This window comes from Clostridium estertheticum (assembly GCF_026650985.1).
In the GTDB taxonomy this organism is placed as follows: domain Bacteria; phylum Bacillota; class Clostridia; order Clostridiales; family Clostridiaceae; genus Clostridium_AD; species Clostridium_AD estertheticum_C.
This window is the reverse complement of sequence record NZ_CP086239.1, coordinates 2,505,409-2,527,656: the sequence shown is the minus strand read 5'-3', so window position 1 is coordinate 2,527,656 and position 22,248 is coordinate 2,505,409. Positions and strand designations below refer to the sequence as shown.

Here is a 22,248-nt window from a genome sequence, read left to right as displayed (position 1 = left end):
ACTAAGGAACAAATTTATTTAATATATTTAAAATTTAAATATAAAAATAACAAGGTCATATAGGTTAAAACGTGTTACTAATAAGCCTAATATTTTGAGAAATGCAAGAAAAAATAAGAAAAAATGAATATATATGTAAAGAAAATGGCCTTTTGGTCGATAATGAAATGTGTGATTATTCACATGTTTAAATGAAGTGCTCAAAGGGGTGTTATTATGAAATGGTTTAGAAATTTAGATGTAGTAAAAAAAACTATGTTAGTATTTACAGTGATTAGCATAGCTATAATTTTAACTGGAGGGATAGGGGTAATAAGTTTATTACAGCAAGTAAATTCAAATAATATAGTTCAAATTAATAAATCTAGGGATTTAATAATACTTATTACAGTTATATCATTTGTTATTACCCATTTAATGGCTTATGCATTATGTGGTAATATAATGAAACCACTAAATAAGATTAGAGATTTAGCAAGTAGGTTATCATTATATGATTTTTCAACTCCAATTACTATTATAAGAAGGGATGAATTTGGTCAAACAGGTGAAGCATTAAATACTGCACAGGAAAATATTAAAGAATTAGTAAAGGAAATATTGATTAATTCTTCTGAAATGACTTTATCATCGGAAGCACTTTCAGTTACAGCTTATAAAATTACATCTAAAATGAAAGGCATAGATTTTTCAACATCTGAAATTAATAAATCAGTTCAGGAATCTAGTGCTACGTCAGAAGAAATAACTGCATCTACTTTCGAAGTTAACTCTAGCATGGAAGTTTTATCTTCAAAAGCCATGGAGGGTAGTAACAATGCTTTAAAAATAAAAGACAAAGCGAAAGAAGTCCAAATGCATGCTGAAAAGGCTTTATATGAGAGCAATATTATTTATGAAGAAAAGGAAAAGAATATACTAAAAGCGATACAAGATGGAAAAGTAGTACATGAAATAAAAGTTATGGCAGATGCAATTGCAGCTATTGCATCGCAAACTAATTTGCTTGCATTAAATGCAGCGATTGAAGCTTCAAGAGCTGGAGAACAAGGTAAAGGATTTGCAGTAGTTGCAGATGAAGTAAGAAAACTTGCAGAGCAATCATCAGAAACAGTAAATACAATTCAAGGTACTATAGTAAAAGTTCAAGATGCATTTAATAACTTATCAGAAAATAGTAATGACATACTTAATTATATTATAAAAGATATTAAACCAGTCTTAGAGCAATATGCAATATCAGGAAAGCAATACGATTTAGATGGAGAATTTCTTAGCTCAATGGTAAGTGAAATTGCATCAATGTCTGAAGAAGTTGAAGCAACAGTAAATCAAGTTAGTATAGCTGTTCAAACTCTGACAGAAAATTCTCAATTAGCTGTAGAAAGTACAGGTGATATTCAAGTCAATATTAATGAAACTGCCAAAGATATGGATGAAGTAGTACAAAGAGTTAAGGGACAATCAGAACTTACATTAAAAATTAATGGACTATTAGAGAAATTTAAAATTTAGATAAAAGGCATACTTTTTTAGAAAGTATGCCTTTTATAAAACATACATCATCTAATTATTGATTTTGTAATGTAATAAGTATAATATATAAATAAAATATAGATGACAAATAACCTATTTATATAATAAGCAAAAATAGATTTTGAGTCTATGCGTAATTTATAAATATGGAAAGACCATATATAGGGAGGTTGAAAAAGTGGAGAAATTTTCTGCATTAACTCCAATAGAAGTTGCAGAGATACTTAAAATATCTAAGAACACAGTTTATGAATTGGTAAAAAGAGGAGAGCTTAATTCATATAAGGTTGGCAACAAATTAAGAATAGAGATGAAGGATATTGAAGAATATAAAAATAAGTCTAAAAGACTTCAAAATAATAAACAAAGTAATGATGAAGGAATTAATTCTTATAATTTAATTGAGAGCCCATATGGAGTAGAAAAAATTCAAAAAAGTTATGGCTTTGTTATATGTGGTCAGGATATTATGCTAGATATATTATCAAGACATTTACAACACCATACTAAAGGGTTTCAGGCACTTAGATCTTATATTGGTAGTTATGATGGATTGTATGCACTTTATCATGGTAATGTTCAAATTGCTACGGCTCATTTATGGGATGGTGAAACAGGGCAGTATAATGTACCTTATGTAAAAAGAATGCTTCCTGGAATACCTGCAATAATAGTTCACCTTGCTAATAGGATGCAAGGATTTTATGTTCAAAGGGGTAATCCTAAGAATGTAAAAGGGTGGGAAGATTTAAAACGATCAGAAATTATTATAATAAACCGAGAGATAGGTAGTGGGACAAGAGTATTGTTAGATGAACATTTAAAAAAGCTTGGAATAGATGGGAATAATATATCCGGTTACGATAGAGAATGTTTTTCACATCTTGCAGTAGCAAGCACTGTTGCAAGGGGAGGAGCCGATATAGCTGTTGGAAATGAAAAAGCTTGCCAGCAGGTAAATGAAATTGATTTTATTCCATTGCAAACTGAAAGTTATGAACTTGTAATTAAAAAAGAGGATATTGATAAACCTCATTTTCAGGCTGTACTTCAAATTATTAGGTCAAAGGAGTTTAAACTCGAGCTAGAAGGTATTGGTGGATATGACCTAAAAGATATAGGGGTTATAACCGCAGAGACTTAATGAATTAAAAAGTGATTTAGCATATACGCTAAATCACTTTTTTATTATTTATAAATTATTTATAAAAGTAGTTGAAATATTCAGTGAATTACGATACAATAAAAAACAATAAACATAACGTAACATAACAAAACATAACAAAACACAATAGAAAATATATTTATAGGGGGAAGAAAATGAAAAAAAGAGTACGTTTTGTATTAACTATGTTCCTAGTTACATTTACATTGGCAATGACGGGGTGCGCTCAAAAGGCTAAAACAGCTGAAACACCACCGAAAGTAGCTACTCAGAAATCAGTTACACTTACAATTTCAGCAGCTGCAAGCTTAACAGAGGCCATGGGGGAAATAAAAACACTTTATAAAAAGGAAAAGCCCAATGTTACAATAAATTATAACTTTGGTTCTTCAGGAATTTTACAACAACAAATAGAACAAGGCGCTAGTGCTGATTTATTCTTTTCAGCAGCTACGAAACAGATGACTGCACTTGAGAAAAAAGGGTTGCTGATTGATTCTACTAAAGTTAATCTATTAGGAAATACTGTAGTGCTTATAACTAAGAATGATTCTACATCGACTATTAAGGAGTTTAAAGATTTGGAAAACAGTAATAACAAGAAAATTGCTTTGGGAGAACCTAAAACTGTCCCTGTAGGACAATACTCAGAGGAAATATTGACATCTTTAAAAATTCTTGATAAAGTAAAAGCAAAGGCTGTTTACGCAAAAGATGTTAAAGAAGTTTTATCTTGGGTGGAATCAGGAGATGCAGATGCCGGAATTGTATATGGCAGCGATGCTAAGACTTCTAAAAAGGTAAAGGTAATAGCTGTTGCTGGCAAGGAATTATACAAAAAACCAGTGGTATATCCAGTAGCTGTAATTAAAGCTAGCAAAAATATAGATGATACAAAAGTCTTTTTAAAATATTTATCTAGTGATAAAGCAAAAGCAGTGTTTGTTAAATATGGTTTTAGTTTTCTTGTAAAATAGGATAGGAGTTGGAGTGTATGTCAGAATATTCACCATTATGGATTTCCATAAAAACCTCTATTACAGCTACTTTTATAGTGTTTTTTATTGGTATCGCAGCGGCTTGGTTTATGGCTAACTATAAGGGACGCGCTAGAGGGATATTAGATGGGATTTTGACATTGCCAATGGTACTTCCTCCAACGGTTGTAGGGTTTATATTACTTATGATTATAGGAAAGAATTTTCCTATAGGAAAGTTGTTAAGTAGATTTGGAATTAATATAATATTCACATGGTATGCTACAGTTATAGCTGCAACTGTAGTTGCTTTTCCTTTAATGTATAGGACTTGCGTTGGTGCTTTTAGGCAAATTGATGTTAATGTTATTAATGCAGCAAGGACCCTTGGAGTATCAGAGAGAAAAATTTTTTGGAACGTAGCTGTACCACTAGCTTGGCCAGGAATTGCGGCAGGTACAGTCTTGTCATTTGCAAGGGCACTTGGAGAATTTGGAGCAACTATAATGATTGCTGGAAGTATTCCTGGTAAAACGCAAACAATACCAATTGCGATATATTTTGCTGAGGTAGCAGGAGAAACTGGTAATGCTATTAAATGGGTCATATTAATATTTATAATATCTCTAACAGTAATGGTTGCTAGTGATAAATGGGCGGAAAAGCAAATGTTTATAGTATCATCCGCAAGGAGAAAATAATTATGAGTTTAGAAGTAGATATTATAAAAAAACTACAAGGATTTGAGCTTAGGGTTAAATTTAAGGTAGATAATTATACATTAGGCTTTTTAGGAGCGTCTGGGTCAGGCAAAAGTATGACACTAAGATGCATTGCGGGAATTGAAACCCCAGATACAGGGCGCATAGTGTTAAATAATCGTATTTTATTTGATTCGGGAAAAAAAATAAATATGCCCATACGAGAAAGAAAAGTTGGTTTTCTTTTTCAAAATTATGCTCTTTTTCCTAATATGACAGTAGAAGAAAATATCGGTTTCGGGCTTGTTAAAAGGATTCCTAAAGTTGAGAAAACTAATAAAATCAGTAAGAAAATTATGGACTTACAGCTTGTAGGAATGGAAAAAAGATATCCATATCAATTATCAGGTGGGCAACAACAAAGAGTCGCACTTGCAAGAGCACTTGTTGTAGATCCTGAAATATTACTTCTTGATGAACCATTTTCAGCATTAGATGAGCACCTTAGGAATAACATGATTATTAGGCTAAAAGAGGATCTTAAGGAATTTAAGGGAACTTCAATTTTTGTTACACATAACATGGAAGAAGCTTATCAATTATGCAATAATATAATAATAATAGCAGGTGGAAAGATTGATGCTGTTGGACATAAGGACGTTATATTTAATAATCCACCAACGCTTTATTCTGCTAAATTAACAGGTTGTAAAAATATTTCAAAGGCTAGGAAAGTGGAACCTAATATAATAGAAGCTGTTGATTGGGGATGCAAAATTACATTTAACTATGAAATAGAAGGCGATATAACATATATAGGAATTAGGGCCCATTATTTAGAAATTTGTGAAGAAGATGAAGTTATTAATACTTTTAATTGTTGGGTTGTTTTTACTAGCGAGGCTTTATTTAGAATAAAAGTATATCTTAAATTTAGTAAGCCTATAGTAGGTGAAAAAGATTATAATATAATGTGGGATATTTCTAAGGAAGAGTGGGATTTAATTAAACAAAAACCACTTCCATTAAAAATAAGAATTAACCCGGATAAAGTTATAAGAATGAAGTAAAACTAGCAGGAAGGGACTGTCTCAAAATAGAAATTTCTATTTTGAGACAGTCCCTTTTTTATTTTCTAAATTTAAAGGAAATCCAATATAAAGGTCTTCTTTTGCTTAAATTATGTATCTCTTAATTATAATCATAAAAGAGATTGCACTTTAATGTGCTAAACGGTGCATAATTGTATGAATATAGTGTTGTAATAAGCAAATTAACGTAAAATATTAGACTTATTTTTATGAAACATTAACAAAATGAAATTTTTAATATAAAATAATTCAATTGTGGCCACTTATGTAATCACATATATAATTGAAAAAATCTAATAATGTATATGCGTAAAAGTATAAAATAACGTAAAACCTAGTTAAATCAATAACATAAGCCAGTTTATCAAAAGAGATAGTAGCTAAAAGTATTGTGATGCAATATTTAGAATTGTAAGAAAAAAGAGATAATAAATAAATAATACTTGCATTATCTTATAAACGATATTATAATATAAACAATATACAGATTGGGAATGTTAGACACAAATTGAAACATATTCGAACAAACTGAATTAACTTAGAATTATTTTGCAGTACATAAAGTGAAACATTTAAAAGCGTTTCATATTTATATAAAAAATATTTATTTAAAAGGAGGAGTATAACAATGAGACAGATAGCAATTTATGGTAAAGGTGGTATTGGAAAATCTACTACCACTCAAAATCTAACAGCGGGTCTTGCACAAATGGGAAAACAAATTATGGTAGTTGGTTGTGATCCAAAAGCAGATTCAACAAGACTTTTATTAGGTGGTCTTGCACAGAAAAGTGTTCTTGATACATTAAGAGAGGAAGGAGAAGATGTAGATCTTGATTCAATATTAAAAGATGGATTTGGGAATATAAGATGTGTTGAATCAGGTGGGCCTGAACCAGGTGTTGGTTGCGCCGGACGTGGAATTATAACTTCAATTAATATGCTTGAAAGTCTTGGTGCATATACTCCTGATTTAGATTATGTATTTTATGATGTTTTAGGTGATGTTGTTTGTGGGGGATTTGCAATGCCGATGCGTGAAGGAAAGGCTCAAGAAATATATATAGTTGCAAGTGGCGAAATGATGGCGCTATATGCAGCAAATAATATTGCAAAAGGAGTACTCAAATACGCGAACAGTAGTGGAATAAGACTTGGTGGAATAATTTGTAATAGTAGAAATGTTGATAAGGAAATAGATCTTTTAAAAGCATTTGCAGAGGAACTAGGAAGTCAGTTAATATATTTTGTACCAAGAGATAACATGGTTCAAAGAGCTGAAATACACAAACAAACTGTAATAGAATTTGATCCAGAGGCAAATCAGGCAGAGGAGTATAGACAGCTTGCTAAAGCAATTGATGAGAATAAGATGTTTGTTATTCCCAAACCGATGGCTCAGGAGAGATTAGAAGAAATACTAATGGAACATGGGTTAATGGATATCTAATATTATACAACTAAACTTGTCATGGCAATGGCAATATATTTAAAAAATGTCCGTGTTTATTTTCGTAAATATAGGAGGAATTAATATGAAAATGATAAGAGCTATAATACGTCCTGAAGCCTTTGATGGTGTTGCTGATGGCCTTTCAGAAGCTGGATTTGTTTCATTAACAAAAATTAATGTATTTGGTCGTGGGAAACAAAAAGGGATAACAATTGGAGAAACGCATTATGATGAGCTTCCTAAAATTATGATTATGCTAGTTGTAGAAGATGAGGATGTAGAAGAAGTTATTAAACTTATTAAATATAAATCATACACAGGAAATTATGGAGATGGAAAAATATTTATAGTTCCTGTGGAAGATGCCTATACGGTGCGAACTGGCGTCAAAGGATTATAAGGGGGTGCAAATATGAAAGAAATATTTACAATCATCCGTCCAAAGAAAGTGGGACAAACTAAAGATGCTCTTGAAAAGCTTGGGTTCGTAGGGCTAACTGCAAATTCAGTCCTTGGGCGTGGTAATCAGAGAGGTATTGCTGGCGAACTTAGTTGTGATATTAGACCAAATGAAATAGCTAAGGGCAAGCAAGGAGGCATGCAGTATATACCCAAACGACTTTTGTCAATAGTAGTTAGTGATGCTGATGTAGAAATTGTGATCCAAACAATCATTGAGGCAAACAATACGGGACAGATAGGGGACGGGAAGATATTCGTTTGTCCGGTGGATAATGGCGTACGGATAAGTACAAACGAAGAAGGCGATAAAGCTGTTCTTTGATATAAAAACAACAAGGAGGAATGAAATATGCCAAATCATTTGTTTAAATGTAGTGAATGTATTCCTGAAAGAGAAAAACATGTAGTTATAAAAGGAAAAGGCGAGGATTTGACGTCATGCCTTCCTTTGGGATATCTCAACACAATTCCAGGGTCGCTTTCGGAACGTGGATGTGCATACTGCGGAGCTAAACATGTTATCGGTACACCAATGAAGGATGTTCTGCATATGAGTCATGGACCAATTGGATGTACTTATGATACTTGGCAAACTAAACGTTATTTAAGCGATAATGATAACTTTCAAATTAAATATACTTTTGCCACAGATGTAAAAGAAAAGAATATTGTATTTGGAGCTGAAAAGCTACTGAAAAATAATATTATTGAGGCATTTAAGGCATTTCCTAAGATAAAAAGGATGACTCTCTACTCTACTTGCTCTACAGCACTTATAGGAGACGATATAGATGCTATTGCTAAAGAAGTAATGGATGAGATGCCCGATGTTGATATATTTGTTTGTAATTCTCCAGGATTTGCTGGGCCTAGTCAATCAGCAGGACATCACAAAATTAATATAGCATGGATAGATCAGAAGGTTGGAACATTTGAGCCTAAAATAACCAGTGATTATGTCATTAATTATGTAGGAGAGTATAACATTCAAGGTGATCAAGAAGTTATGGTTGATTATTTTAAGAGAATGGGTATTCAGGTTCTTTCAACTTTTACTGGTAATGGATCTTATGATGACCTTAGAGCTATGGATAAGGCGCATTTAAATGTACTTGAGTGTGCAAGGTCCGCTGAGTATATATGTAATGAACTAAGGAAAAGATATGGAACTCCAAGGCTTGATATTGATGGGTTTGGATTTGAACCAATGACCACAACACTAAAAAAGATTGGTTTATTCTTTGGGATTGAAGATAGAGCTCAAGTAATTATTGATGAACAAACTGCCAGATGGAAGCCAGAACTTGATTGGTATAAAGAACGCCTTAGAGGAAAGAAAGTATGTTTATGGCCGGGCGGATCTAAACTTTGGCATTGGGCAAATATACTTCATACAGAAATGGGAATGGAGGTTGTCTCAGTGTATTCAAAATTCGGTCATCAGGGAGATTTTGAAAAAGGTATTGCTAGATGTGGAGAAAGCGCTATGGCAATTGATGATCCAAATGAACTAGAGTGCATGGAAGCGATGCTTACATTAAAACCAGATATAGTTTTAACTGGAAAACGACCAGGTGAGGTTGCTAAAAAAATTAGAGTTCCATACATTAATGTACATGCTTATCATAACGGTCCATATAAGGGATTTGAGGGATGGGTAAGGCTTGCACGTGATATGTATAATGCGATATATTCACCAATTCATCAGCTTGCTTTAATAGATATAAGTAAAGATGAAACACCTATGGATGCAGCATTTATGACACCAAATATGATATCATCAGTGGATTTAAGTGAGGAGGTAAAAGCTTCACAGTACCTCAGGGAATATAGCGGTGAGTACGATATTATCACACCACTTCGTAATAAGGTATATCCAAGTTACCCGGTAAAACCGGCTATAGCGAAGTAAACTGAGTAAAGGAGGAGAAATTGTGGAAGATAAAATAGAACAACTTGTGGATTATATAATGAAAAATTGTCTATGGCAGTTTAATTCCCGGGCTTGGGATAGAAAGAATCAAAATGAGAATATAATTGAAAAAGCTACTCAGTTGTTGTGTGATGAGCCTGTGGATGTGGGAACACCTGCGGATAGATGTTATTGGGTCGAGGCTCAACTTCTTTCAGATAACTATAAACGATTATTTCCATGGATTGTTACAATGGAAAAACCTAAGATTAAGATACTCATGCAGGGATTTAAGGATCGTGTTGATTATTTAACCATTACAGCGTCGCGTAATACAGAAATTAATGACAAACTATATTAAATAAGGGGTGATATTATGTCTTGTGAATTAAAACAAAAGGAACGTGCTGGCATTATCAACCCAATATTTACATGCCAGCCCTGTGGAGCTCAGTATGCCAGCATAGGAGTAAAAGATTGTATCGGAATAGTTCATGGAGGACAAGGATGCGTTATGTTTGTTAGGCTTCTGTTTTCACAACATTTCAAGGAAAGCTTTGAGATTGCATCTTCATCACTACATGAGGATGGTGCGGTATTTGGTGCACTAAATCGTGTTGAAGAAGCAGTGGATGTTCTTTTGATGAGGTATCCACATGTGAAAGTCATACCAATCATTACAACATGTTCAACAGAGATTATTGGTGATGATATAGATGGTGTTATTACGAAATTAAATAAAGGACTTTTAAAAGAAAAATATGCTGGGAGAGAAGTTCATCTTGTCCCAATGCATACACCGAGTTTTAAGGGAAGTATGATAAGTGGATACGATGTGGCAGTGGAGGAGTTTGTAAAAGCTTTTGCCAAAAAAGAAGATGTGTCTAATGAAAAATTAAATCTTATTACTGGATGGGTAAATCCGGGAGATGTTACAGCACTTAAGCATCTCTTGTCAGAAATGGAAGTAGATGCAACTGTACTTTTTGAAATTGAAACGTTTGATTCTCCGTTAATGCCAGATGGAAACGCTACTTCCCATGGAAATACTACAATTGCAGATTTAACTGGAACCGCAAATGCAATTGGAACTATTGCTCTTAATAGGTATGAGGGTGGAAAAGCAGCTGAATATCTTCAAAATGAATTTGGGGTTCCAATGATTCTTGGACCTACTCCTATTGGAATAAGGAATACGGACACATTTTTGCAAAATGTAAAGAAAATGACTGGTAAGTCAATTCCTAAGTCTTTAGTTGCTGAACGTGGAATTGCAATTGATGCACTTAGTGATATTACTCATATGTTTTTAGCGGGTAAGAAGGTAGCGATATACGGAAATCCAGACCTAGTTATCGGTCTTGCTGAATTTTGTCTTGATTTAGAAATGAAACCGGTACTGCTTTTACTTGGTGATGACAATAAGGAGTATAAGAAAGATCCACGAATTAAGGCGCTTCAAGAAAATGTAGATTATGATATGGAGATAATTACCAATGCGGATTTTTGGGAACTTGAAAACAGAATCAAGAACGAGGGGCTTGAACTTGATCTTATTTTGGGACATTCTAAAGGTAGGTACATCGCTGTTGACAACAATATCCCAATGCTACGAGTGGGTTTTCCGACTTATGATCGTGCAGGAATGTATCGTTATCCTGTGGTTGGTTATGCAGGTGCAATGTGGCTAGGAGAACAGATGGCCAACACGATATTTACTGATATGGAGTATAAGAAGAATAAGGAATGGGTATTGAATGTATGGTAAGACATATTTAATGAATTATATTTTTAAATGATTTTATAATATAAAGGTCATTACAAGTTATAGTTTAACGAAACCAAAGGACACTTCGAGAATGATTTCTCGAGGTGTCCTAATTATTAATTTTATAAAGAGGTGATTTACAAATGGAAAGCATAGTTAAGGGGATTGAAATTAGACCAGCAAATTACAATGACGAAATAGCTTGGAAGGCGATGTGGGCAGATTACAATTCATTTTATGGAGTTATTGTGCCTGAAAATATTACTGAATCAACCTGGGCACGAATAATTAATACATCAAGTTCCATATGCGCACTTATTGCTGTTGATAATAGTGAAATTATAGGTTTTGCTAATTATGTACTTCACGAATATACTTGGAGTGAGGGGCTTGCTTGCCTCATGGATGATTTGTTTGTTATACCAAAGAAAAGAGGAAGAGGCGCCTCGAAACTTATGATACAGAGACTTATTAACATAGGTTTGGAAAACAATTGGACTAGAGTTTATTGGATGACTCGCATAGGGAATACAACAGCTAGATCTGTTTATGATAAATTTTGCCGGGCGGATGGATTTGTAAGGTATACTATGCCTCTTGATGGAATCACTCCAACCGCTGGAAACAGTGAGTAAATATAAAAATTATAGGGGGTAAAATTATGGGCATGAAAATTGCAGTGTTTCTTGGTGAAAATGGTAAAACAATCTCTTTTAATCAAAGTGGGGTAACTAAGCTGTATTTAAAGGAAAAATCAGAGTGGAAAGTAATAAAGGAAATCATTTTTGAAATTAACGATTTAATGAGCACGGAAACAATTCGTGATAATGTTAAAAATATGGCTGATGCTCTCGGCGAATGTAAGGTCTTTGTAGCGGGTGATGTTAAAGGGCTTCCATATACTATACTTGATAACATGGGTTTTAACATTTTGAAGGTAGAAGGCACGCCTGAGGGTTTCTTAGAACTTGTATTAAAAGGTGAGGAAGAGAGAAAACTTAAAAAACAGAGAGCTGAGATTATACCAAGACCTTCGATAAATGGGAAGGAGGGGTATTATTTTATTGATATACAAGCAGAAATGGAAGATAATGAAAAATTAACATCTAAACAATTACTTTTGCCTTTCATTAATAATACTGAGTTTAAGAAACTTGAAATAATTTGTACACATGTTCCACTATGGTTTGGTGGTGAGTTTAGTAAACTAAATTTAAGTTCAGACATAGAAAAAATAAACGATGGAACAATGAGGGTAAAGGTTTATTCTCATAATATTAGTACTACTTTATAAGTAAAAAAATAAACGGTCGCCTATAATTTATTGGCGACCGTTTTATAATAGTCGTATCTTTTTTTATATTCATCATATTTTATCTAATTCATCAATTATTTCTAGTTCTACCAAGTCTATATTTGTTTTTCCTATATATCCAAATTTAAGCTGATTAGTTCTTATAAAACTCATGGCTTTGTAATAGGTTGCGTGATTCATAAAGCCGGGATAGAAAAACACATAATCGCAATTGACTAAAACACTAGTATCAAAATTTTCACTAAAGCCGTGTAAGGTTCTAAGCTCTGGATATTTTTCTCTGAATTTTCTTCTCCAGTCTTTAGCACCACCTATGATAATAATATTAATATTTGATATGTAATCTGATAATGACTTTGTTTGTGCAAGCGGGATATAATCATTATTTATTTTGAAAACATATTCTCGTAAACTGTTTAATTCAGCTTTAAATCTTTTCTCAGCTAATAACTGGTTTTCAAGATCAGTGATTCTATTTTGCATTTCCACAACTTCAGAATTATGTGTTTTATTTAATTTATTTATCTGACTATTTAGAGTTTCTTCAAATTTTGTATTTTGGTTCTTAAAAATAGTTAACTTATTTGACATACCTGTATTTGTAAGATTAACAATATTTAAATTGTTTTCTAAAGAGTTTATTTTAATAAGCAATGTTTCTTGATTATTTTCAAAATATAGGTTCTTAGATTTTTTATATTCATTAATTAATGATTTTATGAAAATACCATTTACAAGAACTTGAAGTATCACTTTAGAGTCCAAAGAAGTATATCCCATTTTAATATAGGATAATAATATTTCATCAATATTTAAAAAGTTCGAGTCTGAGAAGAGATGATTAACATCGAGTTTATTAATAATGAAAATATTCTCAAGAATTCCACCTGATTCTTCAATAATATTTACATTGCTGTTTAAAATATCTTTAAAACTATTTATTTTACCATACTCCCTTTTGAGTAATGATTTGATCTCTTGAAGCTCGTTTTTATGTACTTCTAATTCCTTAGTTATGTCTCTTGTCATGGGGTCGCAAAACTCAAACGTTTTTATATCATTAATAATTGACTTAAAAAACCCTTGATCAACTTCGTTTGCATTGCGATATATACCAAAATAAAAGTATATTGCTGCTTCAAGTCTTGCTTCTGTTTTCATTGTAACTTCATCCATTAGATGATATCTTTTAGTTAGCTCTCTTTTATCATGCTTTTTAACTGCATTAAAGACTACTGAATAGTGTTTTCTAAGCAATTTAATTATAGTGCTTCTTAAGTTATAATCATTCTCCGCAATTAAAAGAATACCAAGTGCTTTTCTTCCTTCAATTTCTTGCTCAAGTGTACCTTGTGTCATAATAATATGTTTTGCACAGGAAGAATTTTTAACAACTTCATAATATTTAATTTTATCAAGAAGATATAATTTGTTAATATCTTTTTTCATGTTAGGATTTCTAATCATTGATATGCTTACGTTTGCTAATATGTAATTTTCAAGAACATTTTCAGGGACATTCCAAGTTTGACCTATCATTCTTGAAAAACTTCCGATGTTTAAATTTACTGAATTTGAATTATCTTTAATTAACTCCAATTATAGAATGCCTCCTTTACAATTTTAAATTTTTTCTATAGCTTTATTAATTGCACTATTTGGTATATAATTAAGATGAATTGTGTTAAACATAATGAGACTGTATATAGAAATATTATAATGCTAATATTAAGATAAATCAATAATATAGTAATTATTTTGGAAAGTCGAAGGGAGAATTGTTTATTATGGAAGCAAACTCAGGATTAACAACTCAGGAAGTTGCACAAGTTTTAAATATTTCTAAAAATACAGTATATGAATTAATAAAAAGGGGAGAACTTTCTTCTTATAGAGTAGGTAGAAAGGTACGAATAGATGAAATTGATATTGAAAAGTACAAGAATAAAAGTAGAACTAATATTAAAACTTCATCAATTAATGTTGAACAAATTAATGTGGAAAAAATCAATAATCCAATTATAACTTCACTAAATACCAAAAAAGATTTGCCTGGTTCAAGTTATAAAAGTGATTTTATAATTTGTGGTCAAGATATTCTTTTGGATGTTTTAACTCGGCATTTAGAACAACATCCTAATGGACTTCAGGCGCTTAGACGTTATATAGGAAGTTACAATGGCTTAGTTGAATTATATAGAGGCAATATAAATATTGCTACAGCACATCTATGGGATTGTGATACTGGAGTTTACAATATCCCTTATGTACGTAGAATACTTCCGGGAGTACCTTGTATTATTATTCATTTAGTATGCCGTATGCAAGGTTTCTATGTTGCTAAAGGTAATCCTAAAAGCATAACTACGTGGAAGGATTTAACTAGATCTGATGTTTTAATGATTAATAGAGAAAGAGGTTGTGGAGTACGAGTTCTAATAGATGAAAAATTGTGTAAACTTGGCATACCATGGCAGTCAATTAATGGGTATGAAAGCGAAGCGTTGTCACATTTAGCCGTTGCTAGTACTGTTGCTAGGGGTGATGCCGATGTAGCAGTAGGTAATGAAAAGGCTGCTCAACAGGTTGAAAATATTCAATTTGTACCTATGCAAAAGGAAAGATATGATTTAATAATTAAGAAAGATGATATAAACAAACCACCATTTCAAGCAATACTTGAAATTATTAATTCAAAGGAATTTAAGGAAGAACTGCGAGGAATAGGTGGGTATGATTTGACTGATACTGGAAAAATAGTAGAACAACCATAATTATTGTATTTGTAAAGTAATTAAACATAGAATACTAAAAGGGATATAGGTATTAGTAAAACTAATACCTATATCCCTTTTATTCTATAATAAAAACAGTTAAGACATTTTACTCTGTCATTAACATTACAGAAGAAGCTTTTATAACTGAAGTTACGTTTGAACCAACTTTTAAATCTAAATCATGTACTGCGGCTATTGATATAGAAGAAGTAACAAGATTACCACCGCCAATATCAACAACAACGTATGCAGTGACAGCCCCCTCGTTAATAGATACAACTTTTCCTTTTAATTGATTTCTTGCGCTTAATGCCATAATTATTTATACCTCCCAAAATTAAATTGTAGTTAATGGATACTGTACAATTATTAATTGATATTATTCCATTAAATTCTAAAATAGTCAACCTTTTTATTGAGAATTCATAATAGATATAGTTATTAAGTGAAGAAAAGTTGCAAAAGGGATTTAATTTCAGAAATGACATGAAGTTAGTTAAATAAAATCAGATTACAGAAGAAAAATATGGTAACGTTTGCAAATTCGATTAATTCATATGGTAACGATATCAAGATAAAAAATGGTGGATTTACAAGAAAACTTATGCAAAACTTGCAAAAAAGGCTTGACTATATATCAAAAAGACAGTAATATAAATAAAAATAAGTAATTAAAAACAAGTAAAATGAGTATAAAAATATAAACAAAATTCATTTGTTTCAAAATTCAAATATAATTTTTTAATTTAAAATCAATATTAAAATAACTTAAAGTAAATATTATGATTAGGATAAGATTTGAAAAGATATCAATTTAGTATAAAACATAAAGAAATACAAGCTTTTTATCTATAATAACATTAATATAAATGATTTTACGTGCTAAATGTTCGCAATTTTCAGAATTGGATTAAATAATAATAAATTTCTCGAAAAACACAATGTTTAAAATTCTGAAATAAAATAAATTATAACTTTATAAAATAGTCATTTTTATTTTATAAAAGTCATAAATATATTAAACCTATTTTTAAACGAAATGACTTTTAAATATTAAAAAAAATCATTTTTAATTTGGTAAATACTTTACTTCAAATAAATATGTTGTAAAGAATTATATATATGAGGAGGAGTTAATATGAGACAAGTAGCAATTTATGGAAAAGGTGGTATTGGAAAATCTACCACAACTCAAAATCTAACAGCAGGTCTTGCAGAAATGGGAAAACAAATCATGGTGGTTGGTTGTGATCCAAAAGCAGATTCAACTAGACTTCTTCTTGGTGGTCTTGCACAGAAAAGTGTTCTTGATACATTAAGAGAAGAAGGCGAGGAGGTAGATCTTGACTCAATATTAAAGCCTGGTTATAGAAATATAAGATGTGTTGAATCAGGTGGTCCAGAGCCCGGTGTAGGTTGCGCAGGAAGAGGAATTATTACTGCAATCAATATGTTAGAAAGCCTCGGTGCATATACTGATGATTTAGATTATGTATTTTATGATGTTTTAGGTGATGTTGTCTGTGGTGGATTTGCAATGCCAATGAGAGAAGGAAAAGCTCAAGAAATATATATAGTTGCAAGTGGTGAAATGATGGCATTATATGCAGCAAACAATATTGCAAAGGGCGTACTTAAATATGCTAACAGTTCAGGAATAAGACTTGGTGGAATAATTTGCAACAGTAGAAATGTTGATAAAGAAATAGATTTATTAAAAGCATTTGCAGAAGAACTTGGAAGTCAATTAATATATTTTGTGCCAAGAGACAACATGGTTCAAAGAGCTGAAATACACAAACAAACTGTAATAGAATTTGATCCAGAAGCAGGACAGGCGGCAGAATATAGAGCACTTGCTAAAGCAATTGATGAAAATAAAATGTTTGTTATTCCAAAACCAATGTCGCAAGAAAGATTAGAAGCTATATTAATGGAACATGGGTTAATGGATATCTAATTAAGTATATCAAATTCATTATATAACAATATAGATAGGGGGAATTAAACGATGATAATGATTAAAGCAGTAATTAGACCAGAAAAAGTAGGTATTGTTCTCTCCGAGTTATGTGATGCTGGTTTCCCAGCAGTTACAAAGATAGGTGTAGTTGGACGTGGTAAGCAAAGAGGAGTCAAGGTCGGAGATGTATATTATGACGAAATTCCAAAAGAAATGTTAATGCTAGTAGTTAGCGATAATGATAAAGATGATGTTATAAAGATTATAATTAGAAGTTCAAAAACAGGAGAAAAAGGTGCTTTTGGTGATGGAAAGATTTTCGTAAGTAATGTAGACGAAGTATATACTATAAGTTCTGGAAATTCCGGATTATAAGGAGGGCCAATAATATGAAGGAAATAACAGCTATCATTCGAATGGATATGGTTAACAAAACTAAAGAAGCTCTTCTTAAAATAGCAGTTCCTTCTATGACTGCAATAAAGGTTATGGGAAGAGGAAAGAAAAAAATAGCTTATGAATTATTTCAAAATGCATTTAGTGAGGATGAAGGACTTCCACCAATAATTGCTGAGCAATTATCTGAGATGCACAGATTAATGCCAAAGAGAATGATAATACTAGTTGTAGAGGATAAAGATGTAGAAAATACAGTGAAAACTATTATAGAAGTAAATCAAAACGGAAATCCAGGAAATGGAAAAATATTTGTAGCTACGATAAATGATGTGGTTACAGTAAGAACTGGGAAAACTGGAATAGAAGCTATTTAATTAAATAAAGCGAGGTGAAGTATATGAAAGAATTTATGGATAAAGTGCTGGAAAAATATCCTGCAAAAACATTTAAAAACAGAAAACAACATATAGTTATTAAAAAAGCGGAGGATGATTTATTAACAATTACAGCGAATACTAGAACGATTCCAGGGATGATAACAAGCAGAGGATGTTGTTATGCAGGCTGTAAGGGAGTTATACTTGGGCCAATAAAGGATATGGTTCATATAGTTCATGGACCTATCGGTTGCTCTTATTATACTTGGGGTACAAGGAGAAATAAGGCGAAAACTGAACCAGGAGGTCAAAACTATATAGAATATTGTTTTTCAACAGATATGCAAGAAAGCGATATTATATTTGGTGGTGAAAAGAAATTAAGACAAGCAATAAAAGAAGCTGTAGAGATATTCCATCCGACCGCAATAACAATTTCAGCTACATGCCCAGTAGGACTAATTGGTGATGATATAAATGCAGTAGCTGCTGAAGCTGAAAAGCTTTATGGAATTCAGGTTTTAGCTTTTAATTGTGAAGGATACAAAGGTGTAAGCCAGTCAGCTGGACATCATATTGCAAACAATAATTTAATGAGAAGTGTAATTGGTACAGGAACTAAAGTTCCTACTAAAAAACATTCGATAAATTTGTTAGGCGAGTATAATATTGGCGGAGATGGTTGGGAAGTTGAAAGAGTATTTAAAAAAATAGGTTATGAGGTAGTATGTGTAATGACCGGTGATGGCAGTTATGAGGACATAAAAAATGCTCATACAGCCGATGTTAATTTAGTTCAATGTCATAGATCTATAAATTATATAGCTGAGATGATGGAGACAAAATATGGAATACCTTGGATAAAAGTTAATTTTATAGGTGTTAGTGGAATTACTGAAACCTTAAGAAATGTAGCACTTTATTTTGATGATAAAGATCTTATAGAAAAAACAGAAAAGGTAATTGCAGAGGAAATTGCTGCAATAGAAGGACAAATGCAATATTATAAAACAAGACTTGAAGGTAAAACAGCATTTTTATATGTTGGAGGTTCAAGGTCTCATCATTATCAAACTCTTCTTCATGACTTAGGAATTGAAACTGTAGTTTCAGGTTATGAATTTGCCCACAGAGATGATTATGAGGGTCGACAAGTTATTCCTGATATAAAACTTGATGCAGATAGTAAGAACATTGAGCACTTAACAGTTCAAAAGGATGAAGAGAAATATAGAACTATTATATCTCCGCAGAGATATGAAAAACTCAAAAAGGAAATACCACTCGCTAAATATGACGGACTTATAAAAGATATGAATAAAGATGCTGTAATAATTGATGATTTAAACCATTTTGAAACAGAGCAATTAATTAAACATTTAAAACCTGACATGTTTTTCTCAGGTATTAAAGATAAGTATGTAGTGCAGAAAATGGGAGTAACATCTAAGCAATTACATTCCTATGATTATTCAGGACCATATGCTGGATTTAGAGGAGCAGTAGTTTTTGCAAGAGAACTTACCTCAGGAGTACACACTCCTGCTTGGAGATATGTTACCCCACCGTGGAAAGTAGAACCATTATTAGAAGGAAAAGTTATTGGAGGTGATGAGTAATGTTAGATTTAACTACGAAAGATGTCGTTGAAAGAAAAGCTTTAAGAATTAATCCTGCAAAAACTTGTCAACCTATTGGGGCTATGTATGCAGCACTTGGTGTTCATGCATGTTTACCTCATAGTCATGGGTCCCAAGGATGTTGTGCTTTTCATAGGATGCAACTTACAAGGCATTTCAAGGAGCCAATAATGGCATCAACTAGTGCATTTACGGAAGGAGCATCAGTTTTTGGTGGAGGAGCAAATTTAAAAACTGCTATAAAAAATATATTTGAGCTTTATAAACCAGATATAATTGCGGTTCATACTACATGTTTATCAGAGACTATCGGTGATGATTGTAAAACAATGATTTTTCAAGCTGAGGGCGATATTCCAGAGGGTAAACATGTAATTCATGCTAGTACTCCAAGTTATGTAGGTTCACATATAACTGGATTCTCGAATATGGTAAAAGCTTTTGTTACTTATCTATCTGTTAATAGCGGCAAAGAAAATGGAAAAGTTAATCTTTTACCCGGATTTGTAGATCCAGGTGATATGAGAGAATTAAAAAGAATTCTTAGTGTTATGGGAATTGACAATATTCTTTTCCCAGATACAAGTGGGGTTTTAGATGCACCTATGACAGGTACTTTTGAAATGTACCCACTTGGTGGAACAACAGTTGATGAAATAATTGATGCTGGAAATTCAAAGCTATCAATAGCGCTTGGTTCATATTCTGCCGAGGCTGCTGGTATAGAACTAGAGAAAAAATGTAAAGTTCCAATGAAAACTTTAGCTACTCCTATTGGAATTGAAGCTACAGATAGATTGATTACAGAACTAGCTCTATTCTCAAATAAAGATGTTCCAAAATCTATAGAAGAAGAAAGAGGACAACTAGTTGATTTAATGTTAGATAGTCAAGCTTATTTTAATGGTAAAAAAGTAGCTATTTATGGAGATCCAGACATAGTTACAAGCTTAGCTGAATTTGTAATAAGTTTAGGTGCTATTCCAAAGTATGTAATTACAGGAACGCCAGGAGAGACTTTTGTAAAAGAGGTTAATGGTATGCTTGCTGCAAATGGTATAGAGGGATCTACAGTTAAGGCTGCAGCTGATTTATTTGAACTTCACCAATGGATGAAAAATGAGCCAGTAGATTTGTTAATGGGCAATACTCATGGTAAATTTATTGCAAGAGCAGAAGATGTTCCATTTGTAAGAGTTGGTTTCCCAATACTTGATAGATATGCACATCAGTATTTCCCAATAGTTGGATATAGGGGTGCTATTAGATTAATTGAAATGATGTCAAATGTAATATTAGATAAGATAGATAGAACTTGCCCTGAAGAAGATTTTGAATTAGTAATGTAACTTAATATTCGTGGAGGTGATTATATGAAAACAGAATTACTTAAAGAAAGAGAAGACTCAGTTTGTTATAACTCTAAAAACAAAGGAAAAAAGATGAAGTGCGATGGTAATAGCGTATCTGGCTCTGTAAGTCAAAGGGCTTGTGTGTACGCTGGTGCAAGAGTTGTATTAAATCCGATAACAGATGCGTTTCATTTGGTTCATGGACCTATTGGATGTGCTGCGTACACTTGGGATATAAGAGGAAGTCTAACTAGTGATTCTGAAAATTACAGAAATAGTTACTCCACGGATATAAGAGAAAAAGATGTTATATTTGGGGGAGAGAAAAAACTTGCTGCTGCTATCGATGAGATAGTAGTAGCACATTCCTCTAAAGTAATATTTGTATATTCAACTTGTATTGTGGGTGTAATTGGTGATGATATTGATGCAGTCTGTAGAATGGCAGAAAGCAAATATAATATTCGAGTTATTCCAGTTAAGGCACCTGGGTTTTCAGGAAATAAAGCAGTAGGATATAGAGCTGCTTGCAATGCAATATTAAATCTTATGGGTGAAAATAATGAACCAAAGGTTTCAGGAATAAATATTTTAGGTGATTTTAATTTAGCTGGAGAAATGTGGATTATAAAGAATTATTTTAAAAGAATGGGTGTTAAAGTAGTTGCAAGAATCACGGGTGATAGCACAACTGATGAGATTAAAAAGGCACCAACAGCTAGTCTAAATATAGTACAGTGTGCAGGATCTATGCATTACCTTGCAAATCAAATGACTGAAAAATTTGGAATACCATATATTAATGTTAGTTTTTTAGGGCTTGCGGATATTAAAGCATCTTTAACAAATGTAGCGCAGTTAAGTAAGGACAAAGATATTATAAAGAGAACAAAAGAACTAATTGAAACTGAAGAGAAACAAATTGAAGAAATATTAGCTTATTACAAAAGGAGACTAATAGGCAAGAAGGTGGCTATATATGTAGGTGGTGGATTTAAAGCTATTTCACTTATTAAACAATTTAGAGAACTTGGAATGGAAACTGTTATGGTAGGAACTCAAACAGGTAAAGAGGAGGACTACGATATTATAAAAGAAATAACTAATGAGGGAACGGTAATTTTAGATGATACCAATCCAGCAGAACTTGAAAGATTTATACTTGAGAAAAATGCAGATATTTTAGTTGGAGGAGTTAAAGAAAGACCGCTTGCTTATAAACTTGGAATTGCATTTTGTGATCATAATCATGAAAGAAAACATGCATTAGCAGGCTTTGAAGGAGCTGTTAACTTTGCAAAGGAAGTAGATTTAACAATAAATAGTCCAGTTTGGAAACTTATATAAAATGGGAGGTGTT

The 22,248-nt window shown here is 32.2% G+C and carries 22 protein-coding genes; 20 read left to right on the top strand and 2 right to left on the bottom strand.

Annotated elements, in window-relative coordinates; translation table 11 throughout:
- Positions 1–216: 216 nt before the first annotated feature.
- The 13 genes from LL038_RS12130 (at position 217) to anfO (ending at position 12,359) form a co-directional block, all read left to right on the top strand.
- Complete coding sequence (locus tag LL038_RS12130; RefSeq protein ID WP_216120260.1) at positions 217–1,515, top strand: methyl-accepting chemotaxis protein; 1,299 nt, start codon at positions 217–219, stop codon at positions 1,513–1,515.
- A gap of 199 nt (positions 1,516–1,714) precedes the next feature.
- Positions 1,715–2,680 carry a substrate-binding domain-containing protein gene (locus tag LL038_RS12125; protein ID WP_216120262.1) on the top strand — a complete coding sequence of 322 codons (966 nt, stop codon included), beginning with the start codon at positions 1,715–1,717 and terminating at the stop codon, positions 2,678–2,680.
- Between the two features lie 176 nt (positions 2,681–2,856).
- Entirely contained in the window at positions 2,857–3,678 is an 822-nt protein-coding gene (gene modA, locus LL038_RS12120; RefSeq protein ID WP_216120264.1) for a molybdate ABC transporter substrate-binding protein, read from the top strand.
- Positions 3,679–3,695: 17 nt separating this feature from the next.
- Complete coding sequence (modB, locus tag LL038_RS12115; RefSeq protein ID WP_216120267.1) at positions 3,696–4,379, top strand: molybdate ABC transporter permease subunit; 684 nt, start codon at positions 3,696–3,698, stop codon at positions 4,377–4,379.
- A 2-nt stretch (positions 4,380–4,381) separates the two neighbouring features.
- Positions 4,382–5,449, top strand: a complete 1,068-nt coding sequence (locus tag LL038_RS12110; RefSeq protein WP_216120269.1) for a sulfate/molybdate ABC transporter ATP-binding protein — start codon at positions 4,382–4,384, stop codon at positions 5,447–5,449.
- A gap of 649 nt (positions 5,450–6,098) precedes the next feature.
- Entirely contained in the window at positions 6,099–6,920 is an 822-nt protein-coding gene (nifH, locus tag LL038_RS12105; RefSeq protein ID WP_216120271.1) for a nitrogenase iron protein, read from the top strand.
- Between the two features lie 85 nt (positions 6,921–7,005).
- Complete coding sequence (locus tag LL038_RS12100) at positions 7,006–7,323, top strand: P-II family nitrogen regulator (protein WP_216120273.1); 318 nt, start codon at positions 7,006–7,008, stop codon at positions 7,321–7,323.
- Positions 7,324–7,335: 12 nt separating this feature from the next.
- Positions 7,336–7,707, top strand: coding sequence for a P-II family nitrogen regulator (locus LL038_RS12095; protein ID WP_216106463.1), 372 nt, complete (start codon positions 7,336–7,338; stop codon positions 7,705–7,707).
- 27 nt (positions 7,708–7,734) lie between these two features.
- The gene (gene anfD, locus LL038_RS12090) at positions 7,735–9,297 is read left to right on the top strand and encodes a nitrogenase iron-iron protein, alpha chain (protein WP_216120275.1); all 1,563 of its coding nucleotides are present in this window, start codon (positions 7,735–7,737) and stop codon (positions 9,295–9,297) included.
- 22 nt (positions 9,298–9,319) lie between these two features.
- Entirely contained in the window at positions 9,320–9,658 is a 339-nt protein-coding gene (anfG, locus tag LL038_RS12085; RefSeq protein ID WP_309245021.1) for a Fe-only nitrogenase subunit delta, read from the top strand.
- 15 nt (positions 9,659–9,673) lie between these two features.
- Positions 9,674–11,065 (top strand): Fe-only nitrogenase subunit beta, encoded by a 1,392-nt coding sequence (gene anfK, locus LL038_RS12080; RefSeq protein WP_216120277.1) that lies wholly within the window; start codon positions 9,674–9,676, stop codon positions 11,063–11,065.
- Between the two features lie 143 nt (positions 11,066–11,208).
- Positions 11,209–11,700: a GNAT family N-acetyltransferase gene (locus LL038_RS12075; RefSeq protein ID WP_216120280.1), complete on the top strand. Its 492-nt coding sequence runs from the start codon at positions 11,209–11,211 to the stop codon at positions 11,698–11,700.
- A 26-nt stretch (positions 11,701–11,726) separates the two neighbouring features.
- Positions 11,727–12,359 carry a Fe-only nitrogenase accessory protein AnfO gene (gene anfO, locus LL038_RS12070; RefSeq protein WP_216120282.1) on the top strand — a complete coding sequence of 211 codons (633 nt, stop codon included), beginning with the start codon at positions 11,727–11,729 and terminating at the stop codon, positions 12,357–12,359.
- A 72-nt stretch (positions 12,360–12,431) separates the two neighbouring features.
- Here anfO and LL038_RS12065 read toward each other — a convergent pair whose 3' ends face one another.
- Positions 12,432–13,979: a hypothetical protein gene (locus LL038_RS12065; RefSeq protein ID WP_253200202.1), complete on the bottom strand. Its 1,548-nt coding sequence runs from the start codon at positions 13,977–13,979 to the stop codon at positions 12,432–12,434.
- Between the two features lie 188 nt (positions 13,980–14,167).
- On the opposite strand from LL038_RS12065, the gene LL038_RS12060 reads away from it, so the two are divergent.
- A complete protein-coding gene (locus LL038_RS12060; RefSeq protein ID WP_216120284.1) occupies positions 14,168–15,154 on the top strand; it encodes a substrate-binding domain-containing protein in 987 nt (328 codons plus the stop codon).
- A gap of 109 nt (positions 15,155–15,263) precedes the next feature.
- On the opposite strand, the gene LL038_RS12055 is transcribed toward LL038_RS12060, so the two are convergent.
- On the bottom strand, positions 15,264–15,473 hold the full coding sequence (locus LL038_RS12055) for a TOBE domain-containing protein (RefSeq protein ID WP_216120286.1): 210 nt from the start codon (positions 15,471–15,473) through the stop codon (positions 15,264–15,266).
- Positions 15,474–16,295: 822 nt separating this feature from the next.
- On the opposite strand from LL038_RS12055, the gene nifH (LL038_RS12050) reads away from it, so the two are divergent.
- The 6 genes from nifH (LL038_RS12050) to nifE are packed head-to-tail and all read left to right on the top strand — an operon-like array spanning position 16,296 to position 22,235.
- Complete coding sequence (gene nifH, locus LL038_RS12050; RefSeq protein ID WP_216120288.1) at positions 16,296–17,117, top strand: nitrogenase iron protein; 822 nt, start codon at positions 16,296–16,298, stop codon at positions 17,115–17,117.
- A 51-nt stretch (positions 17,118–17,168) separates the two neighbouring features.
- Positions 17,169–17,495 (top strand): P-II family nitrogen regulator, encoded by a 327-nt coding sequence (locus LL038_RS12045; RefSeq protein WP_216120290.1) that lies wholly within the window; start codon positions 17,169–17,171, stop codon positions 17,493–17,495.
- A 14-nt stretch (positions 17,496–17,509) separates the two neighbouring features.
- Positions 17,510–17,893, top strand: coding sequence for a P-II family nitrogen regulator (locus tag LL038_RS12040; RefSeq protein ID WP_216120292.1), 384 nt, complete (start codon positions 17,510–17,512; stop codon positions 17,891–17,893).
- A gap of 23 nt (positions 17,894–17,916) precedes the next feature.
- Positions 17,917–19,515 (top strand): nitrogenase molybdenum-iron protein alpha chain, encoded by a 1,599-nt coding sequence (nifD, locus tag LL038_RS12035; protein WP_171295485.1) that lies wholly within the window; start codon positions 17,917–17,919, stop codon positions 19,513–19,515.
- Entirely contained in the window at positions 19,515–20,885 is a 1,371-nt protein-coding gene (gene nifK, locus LL038_RS12030) for a nitrogenase molybdenum-iron protein subunit beta (protein ID WP_216120294.1), read from the top strand. The genes nifD and nifK overlap by 1 nt, the downstream gene beginning before the upstream one ends.
- Before the next feature lie 24 nt (positions 20,886–20,909).
- Complete coding sequence (gene nifE / locus LL038_RS12025; RefSeq protein WP_216120296.1) at positions 20,910–22,235, top strand: nitrogenase iron-molybdenum cofactor biosynthesis protein NifE; 1,326 nt, start codon at positions 20,910–20,912, stop codon at positions 22,233–22,235.
- The last annotated feature ends 13 nt before the right edge of the window (positions 22,236–22,248 follow it).